At 52.7% G+C, this 24,783-nt stretch carries 22 protein-coding genes and 1 pseudogene; 15 read left to right on the forward strand and 8 right to left on the reverse strand.

The window, feature by feature from the left end; all coding sequences use genetic code 11:
* Nucleotides 1-16: 16 nt before the first annotated feature.
* A complete protein-coding gene (locus V8F51_RS05300) occupies nucleotides 17-1,636 on the forward strand; it encodes a glycoside hydrolase family 3 protein (RefSeq protein WP_337099035.1) in 1,620 nt (539 codons plus the stop codon).
* 309 nt (nucleotides 1,637-1,945) lie between these two features.
* On the opposite strand, the pseudogene V8F51_RS31530 reads toward V8F51_RS05300, so the two are convergent.
* A pseudogene (locus V8F51_RS31530) lies at nucleotides 1,946-2,257 on the reverse strand (substrate-binding domain-containing protein); the annotation flags it as partial.
* Between the two features lie 308 nt (nucleotides 2,258-2,565).
* Here V8F51_RS31530 and V8F51_RS05310 point away from each other — a divergent pair.
* Entirely contained in the window at nucleotides 2,566-2,724 is a 159-nt protein-coding gene (locus tag V8F51_RS05310; RefSeq protein ID WP_337099037.1) for a hypothetical protein, read from the forward strand.
* Nucleotides 2,725-2,740: 16 nt separating this feature from the next.
* Here V8F51_RS05310 and V8F51_RS05315 read toward each other — a convergent pair whose 3' ends face one another.
* The gene (locus tag V8F51_RS05315) at nucleotides 2,741-3,886 is read right to left on the reverse strand and encodes a YfbR-like 5'-deoxynucleotidase (protein WP_337099039.1); all 1,146 of its coding nucleotides are present in this window, start codon (nucleotides 3,884-3,886) and stop codon (nucleotides 2,741-2,743) included.
* 210 nt (nucleotides 3,887-4,096) lie between these two features.
* Here V8F51_RS05315 and V8F51_RS05320 point away from each other — a divergent pair, with 210 nt between their 5' ends.
* The 3 genes from V8F51_RS05320 to V8F51_RS05330 all read left to right on the forward strand — a co-directional run bounded on the left by V8F51_RS05320 (nucleotide 4,097) and on the right by V8F51_RS05330 (nucleotide 7,686).
* Nucleotides 4,097-5,029, forward strand: coding sequence for a bile acid:sodium symporter family protein (locus tag V8F51_RS05320; protein WP_337099040.1), 933 nt, complete (start codon nucleotides 4,097-4,099; stop codon nucleotides 5,027-5,029).
* Between the two features lie 33 nt (nucleotides 5,030-5,062).
* Entirely contained in the window at nucleotides 5,063-6,838 is a 1,776-nt protein-coding gene (gene pnpS, locus V8F51_RS05325; protein WP_337099042.1) for a two-component system histidine kinase PnpS, read from the forward strand.
* A gap of 125 nt (nucleotides 6,839-6,963) precedes the next feature.
* On the forward strand, nucleotides 6,964-7,686 hold the full coding sequence (locus V8F51_RS05330) for a response regulator transcription factor (RefSeq protein WP_337099371.1): 723 nt from the start codon (nucleotides 6,964-6,966) through the stop codon (nucleotides 7,684-7,686).
* Nucleotides 7,687-7,732: 46 nt separating this feature from the next.
* Here V8F51_RS05330 and V8F51_RS05335 read toward each other — a convergent pair whose 3' ends face one another.
* Complete coding sequence (locus tag V8F51_RS05335; protein ID WP_337099043.1) at nucleotides 7,733-8,599, reverse strand: helix-turn-helix domain-containing protein; 867 nt, start codon at nucleotides 8,597-8,599, stop codon at nucleotides 7,733-7,735.
* A 94-nt stretch (nucleotides 8,600-8,693) separates the two neighbouring features.
* On the opposite strand from V8F51_RS05335, the gene V8F51_RS05340 reads away from it, so the two are divergent.
* Nucleotides 8,694-9,563 carry a lipoate--protein ligase family protein gene (locus V8F51_RS05340; protein ID WP_337099044.1) on the forward strand — a complete coding sequence of 290 codons (870 nt, stop codon included), beginning with the start codon at nucleotides 8,694-8,696 and terminating at the stop codon, nucleotides 9,561-9,563.
* Between the two features lie 7 nt (nucleotides 9,564-9,570).
* Here the strand turns inward: V8F51_RS05340 and V8F51_RS05345 are convergent, their stop codons facing one another.
* The 5 genes from V8F51_RS05345 to V8F51_RS05365 are packed head-to-tail and all read right to left on the reverse strand — an operon-like array spanning nucleotide 9,571 to nucleotide 13,831.
* Nucleotides 9,571-10,509, reverse strand: a complete 939-nt coding sequence (locus tag V8F51_RS05345; RefSeq protein WP_337099045.1) for a phosphotransferase — start codon at nucleotides 10,507-10,509, stop codon at nucleotides 9,571-9,573.
* 22 nt (nucleotides 10,510-10,531) lie between these two features.
* Entirely contained in the window at nucleotides 10,532-10,972 is a 441-nt protein-coding gene (locus tag V8F51_RS05350) for a threonine/serine exporter family protein (protein ID WP_337099046.1), read from the reverse strand.
* A gap of 39 nt (nucleotides 10,973-11,011) precedes the next feature.
* On the reverse strand, nucleotides 11,012-11,791 hold the full coding sequence (locus V8F51_RS05355) for a threonine/serine exporter family protein (RefSeq protein WP_337099047.1): 780 nt from the start codon (nucleotides 11,789-11,791) through the stop codon (nucleotides 11,012-11,014).
* Entirely contained in the window at nucleotides 11,788-12,966 is a 1,179-nt protein-coding gene (locus V8F51_RS05360) for a M20 family metallopeptidase (RefSeq protein ID WP_337099048.1), read from the reverse strand. The genes V8F51_RS05355 and V8F51_RS05360 overlap by 4 nt, the downstream gene beginning before the upstream one ends.
* A 37-nt stretch (nucleotides 12,967-13,003) precedes the next feature.
* Nucleotides 13,004-13,831, reverse strand: coding sequence for an AraC family transcriptional regulator (locus tag V8F51_RS05365; protein ID WP_337099049.1), 828 nt, complete (start codon nucleotides 13,829-13,831; stop codon nucleotides 13,004-13,006).
* 145 nt (nucleotides 13,832-13,976) lie between these two features.
* Here V8F51_RS05365 and V8F51_RS05370 point away from each other — a divergent pair, with 145 nt between their 5' ends.
* The 9 genes from V8F51_RS05370 to V8F51_RS05410 all read left to right on the forward strand — a co-directional run bounded on the left by V8F51_RS05370 (nucleotide 13,977) and on the right by V8F51_RS05410 (nucleotide 24,783).
* Nucleotides 13,977-16,046: a beta-galactosidase gene (locus V8F51_RS05370; protein ID WP_337099050.1), complete on the forward strand. Its 2,070-nt coding sequence runs from the start codon at nucleotides 13,977-13,979 to the stop codon at nucleotides 16,044-16,046.
* A 422-nt stretch (nucleotides 16,047-16,468) separates the two neighbouring features.
* Complete coding sequence (locus tag V8F51_RS05375) at nucleotides 16,469-17,773, forward strand: methyl-accepting chemotaxis protein (protein ID WP_337099051.1); 1,305 nt, start codon at nucleotides 16,469-16,471, stop codon at nucleotides 17,771-17,773.
* 101 nt (nucleotides 17,774-17,874) lie between these two features.
* Nucleotides 17,875-18,879, forward strand: coding sequence for a PstS family phosphate ABC transporter substrate-binding protein (locus tag V8F51_RS05380; protein ID WP_337099052.1), 1,005 nt, complete (start codon nucleotides 17,875-17,877; stop codon nucleotides 18,877-18,879).
* 302 nt (nucleotides 18,880-19,181) lie between these two features.
* Complete coding sequence (gene pstC / locus V8F51_RS05385; RefSeq protein WP_337099372.1) at nucleotides 19,182-20,045, forward strand: phosphate ABC transporter permease subunit PstC; 864 nt, start codon at nucleotides 19,182-19,184, stop codon at nucleotides 20,043-20,045.
* Nucleotide 20,046: 1 nt separating this feature from the next.
* Nucleotides 20,047-20,922: a phosphate ABC transporter permease PstA gene (pstA, locus tag V8F51_RS05390; RefSeq protein ID WP_337099054.1), complete on the forward strand. Its 876-nt coding sequence runs from the start codon at nucleotides 20,047-20,049 to the stop codon at nucleotides 20,920-20,922.
* A 24-nt stretch (nucleotides 20,923-20,946) separates the two neighbouring features.
* The gene (pstB, locus tag V8F51_RS05395) at nucleotides 20,947-21,702 is read left to right on the forward strand and encodes a phosphate ABC transporter ATP-binding protein PstB (RefSeq protein ID WP_337099055.1); all 756 of its coding nucleotides are present in this window, start codon (nucleotides 20,947-20,949) and stop codon (nucleotides 21,700-21,702) included.
* A gap of 54 nt (nucleotides 21,703-21,756) precedes the next feature.
* A complete protein-coding gene (gene phoU, locus V8F51_RS05400) occupies nucleotides 21,757-22,416 on the forward strand; it encodes a phosphate signaling complex protein PhoU (RefSeq protein WP_337099057.1) in 660 nt (219 codons plus the stop codon).
* Nucleotides 22,417-22,595: 179 nt separating this feature from the next.
* Nucleotides 22,596-23,702 carry an amidohydrolase/deacetylase family metallohydrolase gene (locus tag V8F51_RS05405; RefSeq protein ID WP_337099058.1) on the forward strand — a complete coding sequence of 369 codons (1,107 nt, stop codon included), beginning with the start codon at nucleotides 22,596-22,598 and terminating at the stop codon, nucleotides 23,700-23,702.
* Nucleotides 23,680-24,783, forward strand: coding sequence for a DgaE family pyridoxal phosphate-dependent ammonia lyase (locus V8F51_RS05410; RefSeq protein WP_337099059.1), 1,104 nt, complete (start codon nucleotides 23,680-23,682; stop codon nucleotides 24,781-24,783). The genes V8F51_RS05405 and V8F51_RS05410 overlap by 23 nt, the downstream gene beginning before the upstream one ends.

A 24,783-nucleotide genomic window follows, 5' to 3' on the forward strand; every position in this document is an offset into this window, starting at 1 on the left:
AGAGGATGGGGAAACGGTGTCTATTAAGCGCGATTGGAAGCAATGGAGTCTTAAGGAGAAGATCGGCCAGTTGTTCGTATTCGGCTTTCATGGGACGGAGCCGACGGAGCAGATTCAAGATCTAATTCGCGAATATGGGATAGGAGGAACGATCTACTTCTCCCGTAATGTCGTGAATGCCCAGCAAGTGCATGAGCTGAGCGGCAATCTGCAGCGCATCGCGAGCGATGCGGGCAGGCCGCCTGTATTCGTCGCTATTGATCAAGAAGGCGGCATGGTTGCAAGGCTGGTAGAGGGCGTTACGCTTATGCCGGGCAACATGGCTTTAGGTGCTGCCAGCATTGCTGCAGGCGCTCGCGAGACGGCGCGAGTATGCGGCGAGGAGCTTCGCAAGCTCGGCGTTACGATGAACTATGCGCCGTGCATTGACGTTAACAATAACCCGGACAATCCGGTTATTAATGTTCGTTCGTACAGCGATCGCTCGGACGTCGTTGCCGAGCTGGGCGCTGCGGCGGTTCAAGGCTACCAGGAGGCGCGTATTGCCGCGACGGTGAAACATTTCCCAGGGCATGGCGATACGTCGGTGGACTCGCATCATGCGCTGCCGGTATTGCCGCATGATCGAGCGCGTCTCGACGCGATCGAGCTTAAACCGTTCCGAGCGGCGATCGAAGCCGGAACGGATTGTATTATGACGGCGCATGTATGCTTGCCGGCGCTTGATCCGAGCGGCGTGCCGTCGACGCTATCGCAGCCTGTGTTGACCGGGCTGCTGCGCGAGGAGCTTGGCTACGACGGCATCGTCGTGACCGATTGCCTCGAGATGAGCGCAATCGACGAGTTTTACGGTCCGGGACCGGGCGCTGTACAGGCATTGCGGGCTGGAGCGGATATGGTGCTCGTAAGCCATACGTACGAGAAGCAACTGGCTGCGCTGGAAGCTGTCGCAAGCGCGGTTGAAAGCGGTGAGCTTGCGATGGATCGGATTGACGAGGCAGTAGGCCGCGTCATGGCTTTGAAGGAAAAGCTGGCGCTCGATGAGCCATTGCTTCCATGGGAAGATGCCCGGAAGGAGATTGCCACAGAGGACAATCAAGCAGTAGCCGCGCGTTGGAGCGAAGCATCCGTGACGCTCGTTAAGAACGAAGGTGGCTTGCTCCCGCTTAGCCGAACGGCGAGAACGCTTGTCCTGTGGCCGGACATCGTGCCGGTATCGGTAGCCGACGAGATGCTGTCAGGTCAAGGTACGCTTGGCGACTTCCTTGGTCAGTTTCATTCGAATCAAGTAGAACGGAGATTGAGCGATCGTCATGCGCTGGCAGAGCTCGATACATTCGAGCAAATCGTCGTCGTTACCTATGACGCCTCTAAGCATCCGCTGGAACGGGACATTTCGCGCGAGGTTGTGAAGCTTGCCGGCGACCGCACAGTTGCGGTATCCGTCCGCAACCCGCTTGATCTGCTGCTCTATCCGGACGTGCTTGCGTACATCGCAGTCTACGAATGCCGACCGCTGGCACTAGCCGCTGCGGCGAAAGCGCTCGTCGGTGAGCTTAAGCCGCAAGGCAAGCTGCCCCTCGACATTTCTAGCACCTACCCGTTCGGCTGGAGCGCTAGCTCATTGGCGCAATAATATGGAAACGGCTGCCTCACGAAGCTATATGCTTCGTGAGGCAGCCGTTTTTTACTAGTTATTTGACTTTTTATAAAGGCTCGTATGAAACTATCTTTTTTCCTTTTGCTCACTATCCCATCGGGTCAGGCAGTATGAAGCCGAATGTACATTGGACAAGTTGCAGAAACCATTAACGGGAAATTATCCTGTTATATTTACTCGAAATGGCTGCGTAGGGCTGAATCGGCGGAAGTAACAGGAGTTTTTCCAGTTAAGCAGCGAGGTTTTGGTCTTGGACGTGAATATAACGGGAGTTTTTCCATTTAATTAAGCAAAGGTGTGTGAAGGATGAATGGCAGCTGTCAGGAAGCGGTGTGTGGTGGAAGGACCAATGGTGACGCAACTTGGAGATTGGCTGATGGGATGGGGATATCGGTTATGCCCGGACAAATCCTCCATCGTGCCGAGCGCTTGTTCTGAATCTGTTGGTGCGGCGGCTACGAGTTCATTCGCGATTACATTTACTTGCTGAGCATCTTCGATAAGCTGCTTGTCGACTAAGGCAATCATTTGCTTCGTACCAGCAGATAGGAATAAGCTTGCGGGAGCGCCTTGCTCGATTTGCTGCTGCAGTGTGCAGGATGCTCCGAAGTTTTATTATCTATGTTAACATGTGTTTGAGTATAAATTAGTGTTTTTTTATTTCAAAATATAAATAGAAATAAATAATTAGGAATGGACGCAATATGATGCTAGAAATCCATGATTGCGATATACTTTGGTTTAGTAATCAACGCGAAATGACCTATACAAAGGACAGGATGTTCGGGAGCTAGGGTACTGCTCGATGAGCAGCTGAGGCTGCATGGTCTATCACGCAACAGTGCGAGAGGGTATGAGGATGAGGAATCGAATCACTTAGGCGTAGCGGGTTCATACCGCTTGCGATGGAGCGCTGCGACCTTGTCATGCTGCGAACGCCCCAAAATAAAGCATGGATCGAGCTCGTTCAATCGATCGTTGCTTCGCCCTCTTATCAAGAAGAGCTGCGGTCTATACAAGGCTACGATCTGTCGTTTACCGGCTCGGTGCTTCTGGACAGCTAGTAAGCTGTGCCGAGAATCATTGTTGACCAATGAGATTCGAATACGTTAAGTCATGCAAAATATAAGCGAGGAAAAAGATGACGCAAGGGTTCTCGTACCGATGCTGAATTTTGATCAACTGCTGATAGTACGTCTCCGCATAATGCGGATTGTTGCGCATTTCCAGACCGGCCTTGATTAACGCGTCGAGCTTATCGGCGATGTCGACCATTTCGCCTGCGTAATCATCTGATTTGCTGTCGACGATGTAGCTGGTCATCTCGCTGCGGAATTCAGCAGGCAGCAATTCAACGATAGTCGCGGCCGTTTCCTTCTCATATTGCTCGAAGGCGAGCTTGATCTCTTCATTGTTATGCTTAAAGTTCGTCACGACATCGCCGGACAGCACCTCCGGCAGATCGTGCAGAACTGCCTTTGCGACCAGTTCATACAGGTCGAACTCGGCTTGGCCGAATCGATCCCGTTCGAGCAGGCCGTTGAACAAGGCAAGCGAAGCGACCCGGAAGGAATGTGTCGCATCATTATCCGGCACGAGGTTATAGCTGCCGTTCCACCGCTTCACCGTATCGAGATCGACGATATAGCCGAGGAAGGCGGCAACGCCTTCCTGCTTTTCGTATTCGGCGAGCAGCCATACGATCGATGGCTGCTTAGAGCCTGCCAGCAGCTGGCGCAGCTCCTCGTACTTAGCTTGGAAAAACGGGTTCGAGCCGTACTTCGCCTCGCGGTGGCAGAAAAGCATCGCGTCGAACGTATCGATGGCCTCGACCAATTGTCCGACAAACGAGTCGTCCTGCGCGTCCACGATAAAGTCGGCCGCAGCGGGCTGCAGCGATTTGGACAAATAGGAGACGATTTCCTTGCTGAGCTCCTTCTCGAAGGAGCGGATATGGTTTATGACGAGCGTTTCTTTTTTCGTAACGTATTTAATGGAGCCTGTGCCCGTGTTTTTGAGATCGCCCCATAGGCAGCGTCCGAGCAGCTTCAGCTTGTCGATGGGGTTGCTGTATAGATGCTCTTCGGCTGTGGCGATAACGATCGATAACGCAGCGCATCTGAAGCTGTGACTTGCCGCGTTGTCCTCGAATCTCGGCGCGTATTCGCTCCATCGCGGAACGTATTGCATGCGGATAATTGTGTTCGTGAATTTACCGTTTTTCATATCAACACTTCCTTTGCAGCGCCTCATTGCAGCGGCGCATCTATACGGGCTGCAACATGCCCGACTATGCTATTATAATGCTTATCATCTGAACCGAATAGATATAACTGGGATATGCTCAACAAGCGTGTATGCTGCGCAAACCATTAAGGAGTGGGATGACTTACGAGAGAGCTAGGACTTGCTTTCAATCGGATTTTTGAAAAATGGATGTTCGTTATCATACCGGGATCGCTTATTCTCGGCTTCATTTTCTCGTCTAGCCTGCAGCCGTTAATCAAGGCTGTGCCGTATATGTTCGCTTATGTGACGCTGACGATGGCTATCGGCTGCGGTTTGACTCAACTGCGCGAGGTCGCGAAGCGGCCGGGGATAATGGCGCTTACGTTCGTTATCGCTCACATTGTATCGCCCCTGCTCGCATATGGAGCAGGGACGCTCCTATACGGAGCGGATTCGCCGTACGTCATCGGGCTCGTATTATTCACCATCATACCGCTTGGCGTCTCAACGGTGCTATGGGTAGGGCTGTCGGGCGGCAGCGTGCCGCTTATGCTGGCGATGGTCGTGCTTGATTCGGCCCTAAGTCCGCTTGTTGTTCCGGCGGGCATCCATTTGTTCTTCAATACAGCGGTAGAGATCGAAGCAGGACCGCTTATCGCCGATCTCTTCATCTTAATCGTTCTGCCTACTATAATCGGGGTCGCGCTTAATCAGTTCAGCAAAGGGCGCATCCAGGGCATCGTCATGCCGTATACCGCACCGATGTCCAAGCTTTGCTTCGTAGGGGTCGTTGCGTTGAATTCTTCGGCCATCGCGCCTCATATGGACAAGCTCAAGGAGGATATGGCAACGCTCATACCGCTCACCGTGCTGCTGGTAGGAGCTTGTTATGCGCTCGGCTTCATCGGAACGGCGAAGCTCCGCAACCGCGAGCAGCAAGTTACGGTGTCGTACGCAACCGGCATGCGCAATATCTCGCTCGGCATCGTGCTGGCGCTTGGTTATTTCAGTCCTTTGACGGCAGTGCCGGTCGTGCTGTCGATCTTGATTCAGCAGCCGCTCGCGACCGTTCACCATTACGTTTTACAAAAACTTAACAATAAGACGGCTGGCAAACCTAAGCCATCGCAGGTACGATAGGTGCAGGCACGAAGATGAAGGAGAGAGAAAGAGATGAACAGCTTTCGCAATCGGCTTACGCTTATTATGATCATTATGGTTGCTATATCCGTCAGCTCGGCAGGCGTATTTATGGCGAAGACGTTCAAGGATAACCACATCCAAGCGCTGGAGGAAAATATGATTCGCGAGATGCGCATCATATCCTCGAAGATGGATTGGAGGTCCGGCAGCCTCGAAGAGCTGTACGTCTTCTATAATAGAGAAGCGAAGGAATTGAAGAGTTATACGGACGCTAGGGTCACTTTCATACGGAGCGACGGCGCTGTGCTTGGCGATTCGGATACCGAGCCGGAGAAGATGGACAACCATCTAGACCGGACGGAAGTAAGAGAGGCGCTGGAGTCTGGCACGGGAAGGTCGATCCGGGAGAGCGAAACGATCGGTCAAAATATGATCTATGTCGCGATACCGGTGTCGGTTATTCCCGGTGAGGAGCCTTATATTATTCGGCTGGCAATGAGCCTGCAGCAGGTCGATGAGAGCATCCACAGGATGACGGCGGTGCTCATCATGGGCTTGCTCGTGCTGTTCCTTATTGTAGCGCTGATCAGCTATCGCTTAGCGCTCAGCTTGACGAGACCGCTGGAGCAAATTACGAAGGTAGCCAAGCGGATCAAAAATATGGACTACGCCGCACGCGTCAAAGTAACGAAGCAGGATGAGATAGGCGAGCTTGGCTATGCCATTAATGCGATGGCAGACAGTCTGAATGAGCAAATGACGCGCATTCGAGAGAATGAGGGACAGCTCGAGAGCGTATTGAACAATATGATTAACGGTATCGTTATGATCGATCAAACAGGGCGTATTCTGCTTATGAACCGCCGCGCAGAGGAAGTTCTTGGCTTCTCCGCGCGCGAGCTTGTCGGCCGTCACTTCGCGGAAGCGAAGCAGCAGTATGAACTGGCGCAAATGATTCAAGAGGGACTCGATACGAGGGAGCATCTTCGCGAGGAGATTACGTTCTACTTCCCTGAGGAGCGGCTGCTGGAGCTGAACGTCGTCCCGATTCACCGGGAGGTGGACGTGTTCACCGGCGTCCTGCTCGTGCTGCAGGACGTATCGGCGATCCGCAGGCTAGAGCGGATGAGAAGCGAATTCGTAGCGAATGTATCTCATGAGCTGAAGACGCCGATCGCAGCGGTGAAGGGGTTCGCGGAGACGCTGCTTGGCGGTGTCGTGAAGGACGAGGAGACGGCGAGATCGTTCCTGCAAATTATTTTTGACGAGAGCGATCGGTTGAATCGGTTAATCGGCGACATCCTTGAATTGTCCAAGATTGAGTCGCGCCGAGTGCCGCTTATTTTCTCGCCGATCGAGCTCGATTCCTTTGTCTCGAAGACGGTAACGCTGCTTGAATCGGAAGCGGCGCGCAAAAATATTAAGCTCCATATGCAGATCGAGCCAGGCCTCTACATGGAAGCGGACGAGGATCGGCTGCGGCAAATTATGATGAATGTGCTCGCGAACGGCATCAACTACACGCCGGAGGGCGGCCGCGTATCGATTAAAGTACATGCCCGCGGCGAAGAGCATATTCATTTCCAAATTAGCGATTCTGGCATCGGCATTCCGAAGAAAGATCTTCCGCGCATTTTCGAGCGCTTCTACCGCGTTGATAAGGCCCGCTCACGCAGTTCAGGCGGCACGGGGCTTGGTTTGTCTATCGTGAAACATCTCGTTGAGCTGCATAAAGGGACGATTACGGTGGAGAGTACCGTTGGCGTCGGGACGACATTTGATATTGAATTGCCTGTTCTGCACTAGGAACTGGAGCATGTTAGCGCGACGATGACAAAAACATTTACCTATTCTTTATGAAACCGTGATAAACTATAGGAGAATTCGATACTATGCGGACGGATTTTCCGTTTGCGAAGTTGGAGGTAAGTATGCCGCATAAAGTGCTCGTAATTGAAGACGAACCGACACTAGCGCGATTGTTGTCGTACAACCTGACGCAGGAAGGCTATGAAACAACGGTCATTGATCACGGCGGAGAAGGTCTGCAGACGGCTTTGCAGCGAAGCTTCGACCTTGTTATTCTAGATATTATGCTGCCGGGCTTGAACGGCTTCGAAATTCTGAACCGACTGCGCCAGAACGGCGTCAGAACCCCGGTCATTATATTGACGGCGCGCAATGCAGAGGAAGAGGTCGTGCAAGGGTTGAAGCACGGCGCGGACGATTATATTACGAAGCCGTTCGGCGTTGCCGAGCTGTTGGCCCGCGTATCCGCCGTCCTTCGCCGCACGCAGGAGGGCGATGTGAAGCCGCTGGAGACGTCGGAGAAGGTAATAACGGCTGGCGATCTGTCCATCTATCCCGATAAGTACGAAGTCGTGCTGAATGCGGAGTCGATTCCGCTTAGGCCGAAGGAATTCGAAGTGCTGCTGTACCTCGTGCAGCGTCCCGGAATGGTTATTACGCGCGATGATCTCATGAATGTCGTATGGGGCTTCGATTACATTGGCGGACAACGCACGGTTGACGTTCATGTCAGCTCCCTGCGCAAGAAGCTGGAGCTCGGCCAGCAATCGGTTCAGATCGAATCGATCCGCGGCGTCGGCTACAAGCTCGTAATGCCCAAAAAGCTCGCCTCCCCCAAAGTATAGGGTGGACGAGCTTTTTTTGTCTGCCGAGATGATGCGAGGGGTTCGCCTATTGCTTATTCCATACGAGCATCTTGCGCTGGAATTGCTTCGGCGAGCAGTCGTTGTATTTCTTGAACATTTTGTAGAAGTGGGCCATGTTGGGCATGCCGATTCGCTCGCCGACCTCGGAGATGCTGAGATCCTTCGTAAGCAGGATGCGCTCGGCCCATTTGACTTTGCGATAATTGACATATTCGGTGAACGAGAGGCCGATCGTTTTTTTGAAATATTTTACGAAGTAGTAATAGCTCATATTGGCGATCTTGCACACCTCTTCAACCTGAATGCGGTCGGTCAAGTGCATCTCGATATAATCAAGCACCGGGCGCAGCCGTGTTCGGTCGAAATCCTCTTGCAGCGTAAGCACCTTACGGCTGTCGCCGCGCAGCAGCAGCAATAGAATCTGCTTAATGAGTATGCTCACGGCAAGCTCATAGCCGGTATCCTTGCGGGTCGCCTCTTCAAGAATCTCTTTCGTTAATGAGGCGGTCTGCTGCTTAATGCTATGATTGAGATGGAAAATATAGTTCGCTTTGCTTAACGGCATCTGTGTCTCGGAAAAATAACGCATATAAGGAATCGTGCTCTGATCGTAAAATTGCTCCAAATCGAATTGAAGCACGATATAGTCGAGAACGCCGATGCTGCGGTCGCGGTGGAGCTCTGAAGCGCCGATAAGAACGACATCGCCGGCAGCGATGTGGAAGTGCTCTTCCTCGACGTAGACGTCAAGCTCGCCGCTGAGTACGAGCAGCAGCTCCAACTGCTTATGATAATGCCAATTCGTTAGCCCCTCTTCATTGCGGATGGAGCGGAATACGCGTATCGATAGCAATGGGTTCTCATAAGCTACCTTCTCGTTAAAGGCTTCCAATCAAATTGTCCTCCTTGGCGCGCGGCCTGCAATACTTATATTTTAGTGCTGAAATCTATCAAAGGCAATACGGGAAAGGGAGGACGTAAGTATTATGGAATGGCAACAGGAGCTGAAGGATAGGATGAGCGGTATGCTCTTGCTCGATCGAATGAACGAGGTGAGGGAGCTTGATCCGCTGCACGCCTTCGCGCTTGACGATTGGTTATGTCGACGAACGGGGCAAGGCGGCCCGTCGATATGCCATCTATGGCGTCATCCGCAAGCATTCATCCTCGGAATGCGCGACAGCAGGCTTCCCCATGCGGACGAGGCGCGCGGGTGGCTTGAAGCTGGCGGCTGGCGCACGGCTGTACGCCATTCGGGGGGAGCGGCCGTCCCGTTAGATCTTGGAGTCGTCAACGTATCTCTTATTATGCCGAAGCCTAGCGTGAACCACATGCATTACCATAATGACTTTGAACTGATGTATCGTTTCATCCAGGAAGCGCTGCGAATGACGGGAGAACAGGTGGACAAGGGAGAAATCGGGGGCGCTTATTGTCCAGGCGATTACGATCTGAGCATTGGAGGGCTGAAGTTCTGCGGCATTGCGCAACGAAGGCAGACGCATGCGTTCATTGTGCAGGCATTCGTTGTCGCGGAAGGCTCGGGAGCGGAGCGGGCGAAGCTTGTGCGTTCTTTCTATGAGCGGGCTGCTGGTGCTGCACGTGCCGATGAGGTTGGCAATGTCAGCGAATATCCGCTCGTGGAGGCTGGCAGTACAGCCAGTCTGGAGGAGCTCGCGGGACTAGGGCCGCAGGCCGGTCAAGCGTTCGCGCGGCAGCTGCGGCGAATCGTGAGCGAGGGGCAGACAGAAGCTGGCCTCTCAAGCGCTGCCGAACGGCTCGCGATGCCTACGGCCGAGGAGCTGGAGAGGGATATTGCGGCGCTGCGAGCCAGGTATGCCAGCGTTTCGCATTAGCAACGGCTCATAGCTGCTTGGCGCATTGGAGGAAGCTGGCGATTGTCTCGTCCAGCTGTCGTCGCAATTGGTGCAGCGGCCAAATGCCGGCATCCGACTCGATATCCTTGGCGATGAGGCGGAGCATCCATAGCGAGTAGACGGCTGCGAACAAATAATAACCTCGCTTGAATTCGGCAGGCGTCGTTGCAGTCAAAGCTACATATTCGTCTAGCAGACGCTCTCTGTGAGGAATGGTCATTTCCTTCGGAAATGTCGGATGAGACATGTCGATGACATGATATAAATCCCAATACGGGATGTTCAGATGAGCATGCTCCCAATCAAGCACTTTTATGTTGCCCATAACGATAGCGTAGTTGCCGAGATGAAGATCGCCATGCGACAAAACGAGCGGTTGATCGAGCAGCAGCTTATGCCCCTCGCGCTCTAACGTATCGAGTACAAGGCTGATGCCATGCTGAGGAAGATGAAGTTGGGAGGCTAGGCTAAACCAGCTTGCGCGATCCTCCAGAAGTTCGGCTGCAACATGATCAGCATTCGGTTTTGGGCCTTGCAAGGAAGAGAATGCGGGGATATCGATCGCTAACGCATGCCAAGAGACCATATGCGGGATTAGTGCTAATGACGCCCGGAGCTCGAACTGATGGCTTAGTGGACCAAGATCCTCAAATAACGTCCAGCTATGCTCGGGGGCGACATCTTTTGGCGACTTCGCCAGCAGCATCGGGTAGATGGGCTGCAAGCGAGGCAAAATATGCTCATACACCCAAGCCTCCGCACCGGATTGGCCGTCATTCGTAAGCGGCTTGAAGATGAAGCTGCCTGCGTCTGTTGGATTAATGCGTTCAACCGACTTCCCGTTCATACCTTTGTATAACATGTCTCTGCTTACAATCCGAGACGCAATAATATTGCCGTGTTGATCAATCCATGACGTATCCATCTTCCCCCGATACCTCCCCCGATTATTGCCGTTGGCGCTCCGATCGTTTGATCATTTGACCGATCACTTCCGAGAATACAAGACCGATCGCAATAGCGCCTGAGATCATGAACGCTTTGGCGCTTAGCTCTACAGCGGCATCATATTGATTCTCCACGACATTGCGCATGGCGTCGTACGCAATGCCGCCGGGCACAAGCGGAATGATGCCGGACACGCTGAATACGATCATCGGCATTTTATAGAGCTTGGAGAACAGCTGGCTGACGACAGAGACGATGAAGGCGGCGATCAGCGTAGCCGGTATCGCATCCATGCCAAGGTCGGTAGCCATTACATAGATAAGCCAGCCGAGCATGCCGACGGCGCCGCACTGCAGCAACGCGTTTCTTGGCACGTTGAATATGAGGCCGAATGCAGCAGAAGCGATAAAGCTCGTTACGAGCTGTGCGAATATGTCCACTCCGTACCTTCTCCTCTCAGGCTTCTCATTCAATATCCGTTAATAAAATGAAAGCACCGCTGCGATGCCGGCCCCTATTGCGAAGGCGGTCAGAAAAGCCTCCGCCCCCTTTGACAGACCGGATACAAGATGTCCGGCCATAAGATCCCGTACTGCGTTCGTCAAGTGAAGTCCGGGAACGAGCGGCATGACGGAGCTAATAATAATTTTGTCCAGATCGGTGCCGAAGCCGACATGGACGGTAAGCACGGAAAGCAGGCCGATTAGGACAGCGGTCAGAAATTCGGCGAAGAATGTAATCGGGACGATACGGTGGAGCGTCACGAAAAATAAATAGCCGATGCCGCCGCAAACGATGACGGGCCAAAAGTCCGACCAAATGCCTTGAAACATAATGAGGAAGCAGCCGCTGGCAATTGCGGCGGTGACGACCCTCAGCCAGTTCGGGTAGCTATAGCCGCTGTCGCCTGAATCGATGCGCTGAAGCATGAGGTAGGCTTCCTCGGGCGTCACTTCTCCGCGGCTAATCTGCCTCGAAATATCGTTAACAAGCGTCACCTTCAACAGGTTGGTCGATCTCTCAGAGATACGGATGAGTCTTGTCGTATGGGCAGTGCCCTCGATGGCGAAAATAATCCCGGTAGGCGTCACGAAGCTTTGCGATTGCGAGACGCCGCAGGCGGCTGCGATGCGAACCATCGTATCCTCCACGCGGTAGGTTTCACCGCCGTTCTGGAGGATGATCTTACCCGCGAGCAAGCAGAGCTGCGAGATGTCGCAGCGATTGTTATCGTCGGGAGGCTGTGAGATTGCCGTCATGGCTGCTTCGTCTGCCGCTCGAACTCCTCGCGGATGCGAGCGAGCAGGGCGGGATCGGCGCATACGTCATAAGCCGTCGCAGCAAGCATTTTGGCGCTGAACAACATGCGGTCGTACGCTCGTTCTGTCATAGCTGCGTCACGGAACGCTTCCGTATGCAGCAGGAATCGTTCCTCGACTACTTTGACGTAGGGATGAATGGCCGGGCAGCGAACGGATACGTTGCCGAGATCGAGTGATCCGTGGTCCTTGCCGAATGCAATCTCTTCGGGAAGGATACCGGCGTCGATCAGATTTTGGTTGAATTGAGCCGATAGTACTTCGTTCGTAAGCAGCTCGTCATACGAAAACTCATATTTGTTCGTTGTTAGCGTACATCCCGTTTGCAGAGCGGCTCCTTCGGCGCAGCGCAGTACCTTTTCTGCTAGCTCGTTCGTGTAGGCGCGTGAAGCGGAGCGCACATAGAACTTGGCCGAAGCATAATCGGGAATGATGTTCGGCGCTTTGCCGCCGTTGTCGATAATGCCGTGAATGCGAGCGTCGCTGCGGCATTGCTGGCGAAGCGCGTTGATGCTATTGAACAGCATAAGCACGGCATCGAGCGCGTTCACGCCTTCGTACGGGCTTGCAGCGGCGTGAGCGGCAACGCCCGTAAATTCGAATTGAATGGCGTCAAGCGCAAGCGATTCGCCGGAACGCTCGAAGGTATAGTAGGGATGCGCCATTAAGGCGAAGTCGCAATCGTCGAATAAGCCGGCTGCAGCCATGGGCACCTTCGCGCCTTTCGTTTCTTCGGCAGGCGTGCCGTAGATGCGGATTCGTCCGCCTAATTGATCGATCACCGACTTCAGTCCAACGGCCGCCGCAATACTCATCGAGCAGATGAGATGATGTCCGCAAGCGTGGCCGATTTCCGGAAGAGCGTCATACTCGCATAGAAAACCCGCAGTAGGACCAGGCTTGCCGGAATCGTAAACGGCGATGAAAGAAGTCTGTATATCAAGAATGCCGCGCGTAACCTCGAAGCCGAAGCCCGCAAGCTCCTTTGTTAACAGCTCCGCAGCGAAGAACTCCTCATGGCCAAGCTCCGGCCTGCTCCCGATCGAGCGGGAAATGGAGCGGAAAGTTTCGGAGTGCTCGTCTATGGTACTAAAAACAGTCTGTTTATTCGTCATAGCAGAGAATATACCTCCTCATATCGTTAGTCTCATTTTACCGCATGCCGTGAATTTTTTTGAATTGCTCAGGACTAAGGCCTTCAAGCCGCTTGAATACCGAGCTGAAGTAGCTTGGGGAGTCGAAGCCGACCCGCCTTGCGATCTCGTTCATCTTAATATCGCTTTCATGGAACATAAGCTCCTTGCTGCGGTTGATGCGCTCGCGGTTCACATATTCCAGCGGCCGCATCTTCAGCGCTTTCTTGAACAGCAGGCATAAGTATTGCGGCGTAATGTCGATACAAGCGGCTAAGTCCTTGATCGTAATAAGCTTGTCATAATTATCTTCAATATACTTCAGCACCGGCTTCAGCTTCAATATATGATGCTCTGCCGATTGCGAGCTGACGAGAATAACTTTCATCAAATCAAGCAAAAACATGTAAACGAGCTTAGAGCATTCCAAGCCGAGAAATGAGCGGCCTGATTGCGTCATCGCATAGATGTTTTTCATATGTGTCATCATCATATCATGATCGGCTGTCGAGTAGACGCCAGATTGCTTAATCCCTGCTTGACGCAGCATCGTTTCCGATAGATCGCCGCGAAAGCTGAGCCAGAAGATTTCCCAGGGCTCTTCCGTTGCATAATAAGCATGAGGATCGCCCGGTAAGAGACAGAAGCCTTGTCCGGCTTGAACAGACATTTTATGCTCGCCGACCTGAAGAATGCCTGCTCCGTTCATGACCTGCAGCCACTGAAAATGCGGATATCCGTCAGGGCGGTCGATCGTTTCTTGATTGTTCCAATGACCGATGCTCGTAAGGTAGAGGGGAAGCGTTGTATCGGCTTCCGTAAGCGTAGGGAAGACCATCGTGTCCATCTTTATGCAGCACTCCTGTTTCATATTTTGTTATCTATGCGAAAATACTGTTATTTTAATGGAGATGCTTTCATTTTATAATATGAATATCATTATAGTCTACCCAACTACGACGATTCACAAGAAGATATAGGAGGCTCATTTCATGACAACAAAGTTCCCGCCGATCAGCGGCAAGGTACCGCAAATGCTGCACGGAGCAGATTACAACCCGGACCAATGGCAGAAGTATCCCGAGGTGCTGGAGGAAGATATACGTTTAATGAAGCTGGCTAGCTGCAATGTGATGTCGGTAGGCATCTTCGCATGGGCGGCGTTAGAGCCTGAGGAAGGCCGCTTCACTTTCGAGTGGTTGGATACGCTGCTGGACAAGTTCGCCGCGAACGGTATTTTTGCCCTGCTTGCAACGCCAAGCGGCGCGCGTCCGGCTTGGATGTCGGAGAAATATCCGGAAGTATTGCGCGTTGCCGAAAGCGGCATTCGCAATCTGCATGGCGCAAGACATAACCACTGCTTCTCCTCGCCGGTTTATCGCGAGAAGGTAGAGATTATGAACAGCAAGCTGGCTGAACGTTATTCGCAGCACCCGGCTGTTATCGGCTGGCATATCTCCAATGAATACGGCGGCGAGTGCCACTGTAATTACTGTCAGGACGCCTTCCGCGGCTGGCTGCAAAATAAATACGGCTCGCTCGAAGCGCTCAACGATGCATGGTGGACGACGTTCTGGAGCCACACGTATACGAACTGGACGCAGGTGGAATCCCCTACTGCGCGCGGCGAGAATGCCGTTCATGGTCAAAACGTGGATTGGAGACGTTTCGTAACGGATCAAACGGTCGATTTCTGCCGTCATGAGATTGCTCCGCTGCGTGCAGCTAATCCGGAGTTGCCGATTACGACTAACTTCATGCTTGATTTCGAGCCGCTTAACTATTGGAAGTTCAGCGACCTGCTCGATATGATTTCATGGGACGCTTACCCGACATGGCATGACAACTTTGGCGACGACAGTTCGCTAGCGTCTTGGATTGCGTTCAACCATGACGTATTCCGCTCGCTCAAAGGCGGCAAGCCGTTCATGCTGATGGAAAGCACGCCGAGCATGACGAACTGGCAGCCGGTCAGCAAGCTTAAGCGTCCGGGCGTTCATATCTTGTCTTCTTTGCAGGCGGTTGCGCATGGCTCGGACACGGTTCAATATTTCCAATGGCGCAAGAGCAGAGGATCGAGCGAAAAGCTGCACGGTGCGGTTGTCGACCATGTTGGCAACGAGCACACACGCGTCTTCCGCGAAGTGTCCGAGCTTGGCCAAACGCTGGAGAAGCTGACGGAAGTCGTCGGCACATCGGTGAAGCCGGAAGTAGCGCTTATTAACGATTGGGAAAACCGCTGGGCAGTGAAAGATTCGCAAGGACCGCGCAATGGCGGCTTGCATTACGAGAAAACCTTGCACAACCATTACCGTCCGCTATGGGATCTAGGGGTATCGGTTGATGTAATTGATTCTGAATGCAGCTTCGATTCCTATAAAGTGCTTATTGCTCCGATGCTCTATATGGTACGTCCGGGCGTTGGCGAACGCATTGAACGTTTCGTCGAGAACGGCGGTACGTTCATCGCGACTTATTGGAGCGGCATTGTCGACGAGAACGATCTTTGCTTCCTTGGCGGTTTCCCAGGTCCGCTTCGCAAGACGCTGGGCATTTGGTCGGAGGAAATCGATTCGCTTCATGATCACGACTCGAACCGCGTCGTGATGAACGATGGCAATGAGCTTGGCTTCGGCGGCGAGTTTACTGCTCGTGAGCTTTGCGACCTCATTCACCTCGAAGGCGCTGAGGCGCTTGCGGTGTACGGTGAAGACTTCTATGCAGGACGTCCAGCCGTTACGGTTAACAAGCTTGGCAAGGGTAAAGCGTATTATATTGCGTCGCGCAATGACAATGATTTCATTAAACAATTGACAGCGAGTGTTATCGAGCAGGCTGGCGTGAAACGTGTCATCGAGTCCGAGCTGCCGGAAGGCGTAACCGCTCAGCTTCGTACGGACGGCGAACAGGATTTTGTGTTCGTCTCGAACTTCACGGATGCTAGCAAGTCGGTAGAGCTGGACGGCCGCGTATACACGGAACTGCTGACAGGTGCGGCTGTAGGCTCGTCAATCGAGCTTGAAGGCCACAGCATTAAGCTTCTGAAGCGCGCATCGAAGTAACATTCTTATATTCCTAACAAACTGTGCAACACGTACGAAAGCCGTACGTGCTGCGCAGTTTTTTTTCGTTGTGGTTGAGCAAGCGTGTAAGAGCACATGCGCTCTTACACACCTCCCCGACAAGTTACTCCTTCGCTATAAGAGCACATACGCACTTACAGCTCACATTCGTACAAGTAGCCTGTGCGCCTTGGCTCTGTAAGCGCACATGCGCACTTACACGCCACCCCGACAAGTTACTCCTTCGCCATAAAAGCACATACGCACTTACAGCTCACATTCGATCAAGTAACCTGGCAACTCTTAAGTCTATTTATCAATTATTGTCGAATTTAACATTCCGATAACATTTCGCGCCTCTACAGTTGATGCTTGAGACCTATAGTGTTTCTGAGAGGATATGGAAGGAAGGGTGATCGTGAATGACGGTGTCCGTTCTGGATAAGCAAATGAAGCAAGAAATGGTTGAGCACGAAGAAGGAAAGTCTTCGGCAGCGGCTGCATCGGAAGTTGTACCATCTGCCGCAGAGGTCGTTTCCGAAGCTGCAACAGAAGCTTTGGTACAATCGGAGCTCCTATTTATTGAAAGAGAACTTAATCAAACCTTGTTAACAGTTAATGAAGTAACAGCAGATGAAATGACAGAGCAGCGGTCCGTCCGGATTGCCGATTATATGCGCGGAGCACCAACCGTTGAAGAACAGCGCTCCTGCCGCGAGACGATAAGCGTGTTCAAGCAGCATCCCGATTGCGAGTGCGTAGTCGTCGTACGAAGCGGTGATCAGATCCCGGTCGGTCTCATGATGCGTAACCGGTTTTTCTTAAAGCTGGGTCATCGGTTCAGCGCCGATCTGTACTATGAGAAGCCTGTAACGAAGCTGATGGATACAAGCCCGTTAATGGTACATAGAGCGGATGCGCCGCAGCAGATCATTGACAGCGCGCTCAGCCGCGATGAGAGCATCCTCTATGATTGCGTCATCGTGACGCAGCAGGACGGATTGTTGGCTGGCGTGCTGACCGTATCGGACATGCTTAAGATGTCGAGAGAGCTGCAGCAGGAAGCGGTTCATGCGCAGCGCCGCATCATTCAATCGGCGGAACAGCGGGTAAGACAGATTGAGCAGGCGGCAAGCGCCGTCCGAGGCTCTACCGAACAAGGGGAATCGCTGTCCGTAGAGATGGTTGATCTGACGTTAAGCGGCAAGAATGAGCTGGACAAAGTAAGCAACGCTTTCGTATCGATAGCGACTTCTTCACAGCGTCAAGAGCAGCGCATGAACGAGCTTCAAGTAGAAGCGGGCTCCATCAGCCGCGTGACCAAGGTGATCCGCGAGTTGGCGGATCAAAGCAATCTGCTCGCGATCAATGCTTCTATAGAAGCAGCGCGTGCGGGTGACCAAGGACGCGGCTTCGCCGTTGTGGCCGGCGAGGTCATGAAGCTGGCAGGCCAGACGAAGCAGCTGGCCGGAGAGATTACAATGCTGACTAAGTCAATCGTCGATGCGATCGGCGAGACCGCGGCGCTTACGCGCTCGGGCCGGTCGGAGACGAAGGATAGCGAAGCGTACGTGCTCGCTGCGGTTGAAGCGTTCAATCGCTTGTTCCAGGCGGCCGCGAATAATCGCGGAAGCGCGAAGCAAGTCGGGGAGCTGTCGGAGCAAGCGCATCGCCAGTCGATCCATGTCGCCGATGAAATGGAGAAATTGCGGCAGTCGTATTTTTAACATGAAGTTTACAAAAAGCAAGTACCGGATTTACAAACGGCTAGTAGTATTGATCTTGCAAGGGGAAACCCATACTAGATAAATTAAGAGGAGTGGTAGAGTTGTTTAAGGGGAAAAAGAAAGTTGTACTAACGTTGATGATGTCCATGTTGATCGTATTCGCAGCAGCTTGCGGCAATAACGCCAATAGCGGAAATAACGGTTCGGAGAATAACGGCGGAGCAGCTACGAACAACACGGCAACAAATGCGCCAACTGAAGAAGCGGTTAAGCTGTCGGGCGAAATTAAAATAGACGGTTCCAGCACAGTGTTTCCATTAACGGAAGCAGCGGCTGAAGAGTTCAACAAAGAGCATTCGGATGTACGCGTACCAGTCGGCGTATCCGGCACAGGCGGCGGCTTCAAGCAGTTCTGCGCTGGCGAGATTGCAATTGCAGACGCATCGCGTCCAATCAAGGACGAAGAAGCAACGGCTTGTAAGGACGCAGCTATCGAATACACGGAGCTTTCGGTAGCATTCGACGGTCTGTCGGTTGTCGTTAGCAAAGAAAATGATTTCGTAGACCACCTGACTGTTGAAGAGTTGAACAAAATCTTCACAACAGGCAGCACGGTTGCTACTTGGAAAGACGTTCGCGACACATGGCCTGCAGAGCCGATCGTTATGTTCTCGCCAGGCGCTGATTCCGGCACTTATGACTACTTCAATGAAGCAATCCTTGAAAAAGCAGGCATTCGCAACGATAAAGCAATCAGCTTCAGCGAAGACGACAACGCACTCGTTCAAGGTGTAGCAGGCAGCAAATACGGCATCGGCTACTTCGGCTTCGCATACTTCGAAGAAAACGCCGATAAGCTGAAAGTCGTTCCGGTTGACGGCGGTTCCGGTCCAATCGAGCCTTCGTACGACACGATCAAAGACGGCACTTACGCGCCATTGTCCCGCCCGCTCTTCATCTACGTGAACAACAAAGAGCTTGAGCGTCCTGAAGTGAAAGAATTCGCTAAGTTCTACATTGAAAACATCGGAGCATTGGCTGGTGAAGTTGGCTACGTGTCGCTGCCAGATGAGCAATACGCAACAGAAGCTGCCAAAATCCAATAATAAATAAGCTCGTACTTGAAATATAGGAAAGTATAAAATGCTCTTTGTTATACTGGCCTATATTTCATCCGCGAAACGATGCTTATGCCGCCAATGGACGGCAACAGCCGTTTACGCTTGGTGATGAATATGTGATGTCTCGCGAGACATCACATTTTTCACGCCGCATATGTTAATGAATTGTAAATGGCAAGAAGGAGGCCGCCGGCATGCAAAGCGAAGCTCTGCAAAGCAAAGATAAAGGGCAAACCGCATCTGCAAAAGTCAATGCATATAAATTCAAAAACGAGCGCGTCAGCATCATGAACAAAGTAATGCCAATCTTGCTGTTTCTATGCGCGTCCGTATCCATCATGACAACGATCGGAATCGTTGTAACGCTCTTAACCGAAACGATCCAGTTTTTCAAAACGATCCCGATCACGGACTTTTTGTTCGGAACAAAATGGTCGCCGCTAATCCCGCCTAAGAGCTTCGGAGTGCTGCCGCTGCTTACCGGAACGCTTATGATTACTGTCATTGCTTGTCTTGTTGCCGTGCCTATCGGTCTTGCAAGTGCCATCTACTTATCGGAATATGCGCCCAAAAAAGTAAGGAAGGTCATTAAACCGATTCTTGAAGTGCTCGCAGGCGTTCCAACGATCGTATACGGTTATTTCGCGCTAAGCTTGATTACGCCGATTATTCAGAGCGTATTCCCAAGCGCCGGCATATTCAATGCGCTCAGCGCCGGAATTGTCGTCGGGATCATGATTATCCCGATGGTCAGCTCGCTAAGCGAGGACGCGATGTCGTCCGTACCGCGCAGCTTGCGCGACGGCGCTTATGCGCTTGGAGCTACCAGGTTCGAGGTTGCCCTTAAGATAGTCGTTCCTGCCGCACTGTCGGGTATCGTAGCATCTGCTGTACTTGCATTCTCACGGGCTATTGGCGAGACGATGATCGTGACGCTTGCAGCGGGATCGACGCCGAACATGACGGTGAATCCGCTGGACAGCATTCAGACCATGACCGCCTACATCGTTCAAGTCAGCTTAGGCGATACGCCGCACGGTACGATCGAATACGGCTCGATATTTGCAGTTGGCATGACGTTGTTCGTCATCACGTTCTTGCTTAATATTCTTGCCCAGTACGTAGCAAGAAGATTCAGGGAGGAGTATTAATATGAACATCTTTCACGATGCGAACCGCAAGCAAATTGCCGGCCGCCGCAGAACGGACTGGCTGCTGCATATCTTGTTCGTTACGGCAACCTCGATCGGCGTAATCGCGCTTTGCGCGCTGCTTATCGACATACTGATCGACGGTGTTGCACGTCTTCAACCAGACTTGTTCACCAACTTCCCGTCCCGCAAGGCGGACGGCTCGGGTATGAAGTCCGCGCTTGTCGGAACGATTTATATGCTGCTCATTATGGCGCCGATATCCTTTATCTTCGGCGTTGGAGCAGCAATTTACCTAGAGGAATACGCAAACAAAAACCGCTTTACAAGGCTCATTCAGCTTAACATTAGTACGCTTGCCGGCGTTCCTTCGATCGTATACGGCATTCTCGGCCTCGCCTTGTTCGTAAGGCTTCTGGCGCTCGATAAGAGCTTGATCGCAGGCGCGCTTACGATGACGTTGCTCGTGCTGCCGATTATCATCGTGTCGGCGCAGGAAGCGATTCGCGCCGTGCCGAAGTCTCGCCGCGACGCCTCGTTCGCGCTAGGTGCGACCAAGTGGCAAACCGTGGCGCGCTCGGTAATGCCGTCAGCTATTCCCGGCATCCTTACCGGCGTTATTCTCGCAATGTCGAGGGCGATCGGGGAGACGGCTCCGCTTGTTATGATCGGCGCGCTAACGTACGTCGCTTACTTGCCGAAGGGTATTACGGATTCTTTCACCGTTATTCCAATTCAAGTGTACAACTGGTTGTCCAAGCCTAAGGTGGAGTTCCAGGAGCTTGCGGCAAGCGGCATTATCGTATTGCTGGCGCTGCTGCTGCTTATGAATTTCTCGGCTATACTGCTTCGCAACAAATATAGCAAAAACGTTTAATAACGGTTGGAGGAGACGAGCGAAATGGAAGCACTCATTAATATTAACAAGTTGAATTTGTTTTACGGCACTTTCCATGCACTCAAAAATGTATCGCTAACGATTCCGGAGAAAGCGATCACCGCCTTCATCGGCCCGTCCGGCTGCGGCAAGTCGACGCTGCTCCGCACGCTCAACCGTATGAACGATATGATTCCCGGCACGCGCATCGAGGGCGGCATCGCCATCGGCGGAACGGAAATTTATTCGAACGAAGTAGATGTCGAGACACTCCGCAAGAAGGTGGGCATGGTGTTCCAGCAGCCGAATCCTTTTCCTAAGTCGATCTACGATAATGTTGCCTACGGTCCGCGCCTGCATGGTGTATCGAGCAAAAAGCAACTCGATGAAATCGTTGAGACGAGTCTGAAGTCGGCCGCGCTTTGGGATGAAGTGAAGGACCACTTGAAGCGTTCCGCCTTCGGCATATCCGGCGGCCAGCAGCAGCGTCTGTGCATTGCGCGCGCTCTTGCGGTGAACCCTGATATTTTGCTCATGGATGAGGCGACTTCGGCGCTTGACCCGATCTCCACGCTGAAGATCGAAGAGCTGGCGCAGGAGCTGAAGGATAAATATACGATCGTTATGGTTACGCACAATATGCATCAGGCAGCAAGGGTTTCCAACCAAACGGTATTTTTCTTGAATGGCGAGGTCATTGAATATTCGGATACGGAGAAGCTGTTCTCCAACCCGACCGATCAGCGCACGGAAGATTATATTAGCGGACGTTTCGGCTAAGCCGCAACTGTATTCGCGATTGAACGAATACCTAATAGGGGGAAACTAGCTGTGATGACGAAACGCAAGGAATTCGATCAAGGACTGGAACAGCTTCATAATTTGCTTGTGGAGATGGGCGGCTTCGTAGAGGGCGCGCTTGTTGACTCCATAGAAGCGCTCAAGGTCGTTGATGTAGAGCGGGCTAAGCTTGTTATTAAGAAAGATCCGCAATTGAATCAAATGGAAGAAAAAATTACGGAGATCGGCTCGCGTCTTATTGCGACGCAGCAGCCGGTTGCGAAGGATTTGCGCCGCATTTTGTCGGCGTTCAAGATTGCCAGCGATCTGGAACGCATGGGCGATCTTGCGGTTGACGTGGCGAAGGTCGTCTTGCGTCTTGAAGGTCAAGAGCTTATTAAGCCATTGATCGATTTGCCGCGCATGGCGGAGATCGTTCAGACGATGACGTATGAGTCGATCCAATCCTTCGTGCTCGAGAATGTTGATCTTGCTTACAAAATGGCGAAGGACGACGATCTGGTCGATGCGTTGTACGGTCAAATCACGCGCGAGCTGTTCTCGCTCATGATGGAGAACCCCCGCAATATCGCTCAGGCGTCGCTGCTTAGCTTCGTCGGCCGTTATATGGAGCGCTTCGGCGACCATGCGACGAATATTGGCGAAAGCGTCGTTTACTTGGTTACGGGCAACCGTCCGGACTTGAATCAATAATTAAAAATGATCGAACAATAAACTTTACCGCAGAGGAAGTCCGCGCCGTAGCTGGACTTCCTCTGCGGTTTTTTTCTATTGAACAAGCAAACATTATAATGTTTGTTGACCTGAGCCTAAAATCAGTGTACTTTAAACATTATAACGTTATAATCTTAACTGGATTGAAGGTGAGCTGCATGAAGCAAGAACGGATCGTATGGCGCAACGTTAAGCGAGCGAATGGCGAAGCAATCGATATTGCCGTCGAGAACGGTATCATTACGGAAGTAACGGCTGCCGGCCGCGCGAATGATGGGATTGACGTCAGAGACGGCTCTGGACTGTTTGTTTCCAGCGGCTGGATCGATGTGCATGTTCACGCGTTCGCCGAGCTGAGCCCGTACGGAGACGAGATCGACGAGATCGGCGTGGGGCAAGGAGTCGCGACGATCGTCGACGCTGGAAGCTGCGGGGCGGATCGGATCGGCGACTTGGCGTCAAGCCGGGAACAAGCGCTCACGAACGTGCTCGCGCTGCTGAACGTCTCGAAGATCGGCTTGCATCGGATTGACGAGCTGTCCGACCTCGGCTGGATCGACCGCGAACTCGCGGTAGAAGCCGTTCGCAGCTACCCAGACTTCATCGTCGGCTTGAAAGCAAGAATGAGCGGGAGCGTCGTGAAGGAATGCGGCATAGAGCCGCTGCGGATAGCTAGAGCAATGGCGGATCAGATGAGCTTGCCGATTATGGTTCATATTGGCTCGGCGCCGCCTCGGATCCAGGATATATTGCCGTTGTTGAAGGAGAACGATGTCGTAACGCATTATTTGAACGGGAAGAGCAACAATTTGTTCGACGATGCCGGGCAACCGTTGCCGGAGCTTAAGGAAGCAATCGCCAGAGGGGTGCGTATGGACGTCGGACATGGCACAGCCAGCTTCTCGTTCAAGACGGCTGAGGCCGCGAAGGAGAGCGGGATCAGGTTCGACACCATTAGCTCCGATATCTATAGAGGCAACCGACTGAGAGGTCCCGTTCACAGCTTGGCGCATGTTATGTCCAAGTTTTTATTATTGGGCTACCCGCTAGCCGATGTGGTTGACGCCGTTACCGTTCGGGCAGCGAACTGGTTGAACAAGCCCGAACTCGGACGTATCCAAGTCGGCGACAAAGCGCATCTTACTTTTTTCACCGTGAAGCATGAGAAGACGGAGTTCATCGACTCCGAAGGGGAGATGCGTGTGGGAGATCAACATATTGAGGCAAAAGGGGTAATCGTCAATGGCAGATTTGTTGAATGCTAAATATGGATTGAAGCGTGTCATTAACGCAAGCGGACGCATGAGCATCCTCGGGGTATCGGCACCAACCGACACGGTTATGGATGCGATGAAACGCGGGGGGCAAAGCTACGTGGAAATCGCCGATCTCGTTGATAAGGCGGGCGATCATATCGCCGGCATTCTCGGATCGGAAGCGGCAGTCGTTGTCAACTCTGCTTCCAGCGGCATCGCGTTATGCGTGGCCGGTGTCGTAACGCAAGGCAATCGGCGGAAAAGCGAACGGCTGCACCAAGATCCGATCGAAAAGAACGAAATCATTATTTTGAAGGGTCATAATGTTCAATACGGAGCGCCGGTGGAGACGATGGTATTCCTCGGCGGTGGCAAGCTGCTGGAAGTCGGTTATGCGAACGAAGGCAAAGCCGAGCATATCATGGATGCGATCAGCGAACGTACGGCCGCGATCTTGTATGTGAAATCGCATCACACGGTGCAGAAGAACATGATTTCTATTGAGGAGGCATGGGAGGTAGCGCAGCAGAGCGGCGTGCCGCTCATCGTCGATGCGGCAGCGGAAGAGGATATTCGCAAGTACGTGAAGGTCTCGGACTTGGCGATTTATAGCGGCTCCAAGGCGATCGAAGGGCCGACATCAGGTATTGTCGGCGGCAAACGCCAGTACGTAGAGATGGTGAAGGTCCAATTGCACGGTATCGGCCGCAGCATGAAGGTCGGCAAGGAGACGACGTTCGGCTTGCTCCAAGCGCTGGACGAGTATCTGGACAAACCGGATAACAGCGAGCGGGAGAAGGCATCGCTTCAAGCGCTTATGCCGCTCGGCGAACAACCGGGCGTTCAAGTGACGATCGTACAGGACGAGGCGGGGCGGGCGATATTCCGAGCTAGAATTCAGATCGATCCGGCGCTGACGGGCACATCGGCCAAAGAAGTCGTTCAGCGGCTGCAGAACGGCGACATCGCTATCTATACGCGCGACTACGGCGTGAAGCAGGGCTACTTCGACATCGATCCGCGTCCGCTGCTCGGCGACGACATTGACGTGATTGCAGCAACTATTAGCAAGCTAACGGGAGGCAACTAA

Origin of the sequence: Paenibacillus sp. YIM B09110 (assembly GCF_037167145.1) — a bacterium.
Classification (GTDB): Bacteria; Bacillota; Bacilli; order Paenibacillales; family Paenibacillaceae; genus Pristimantibacillus.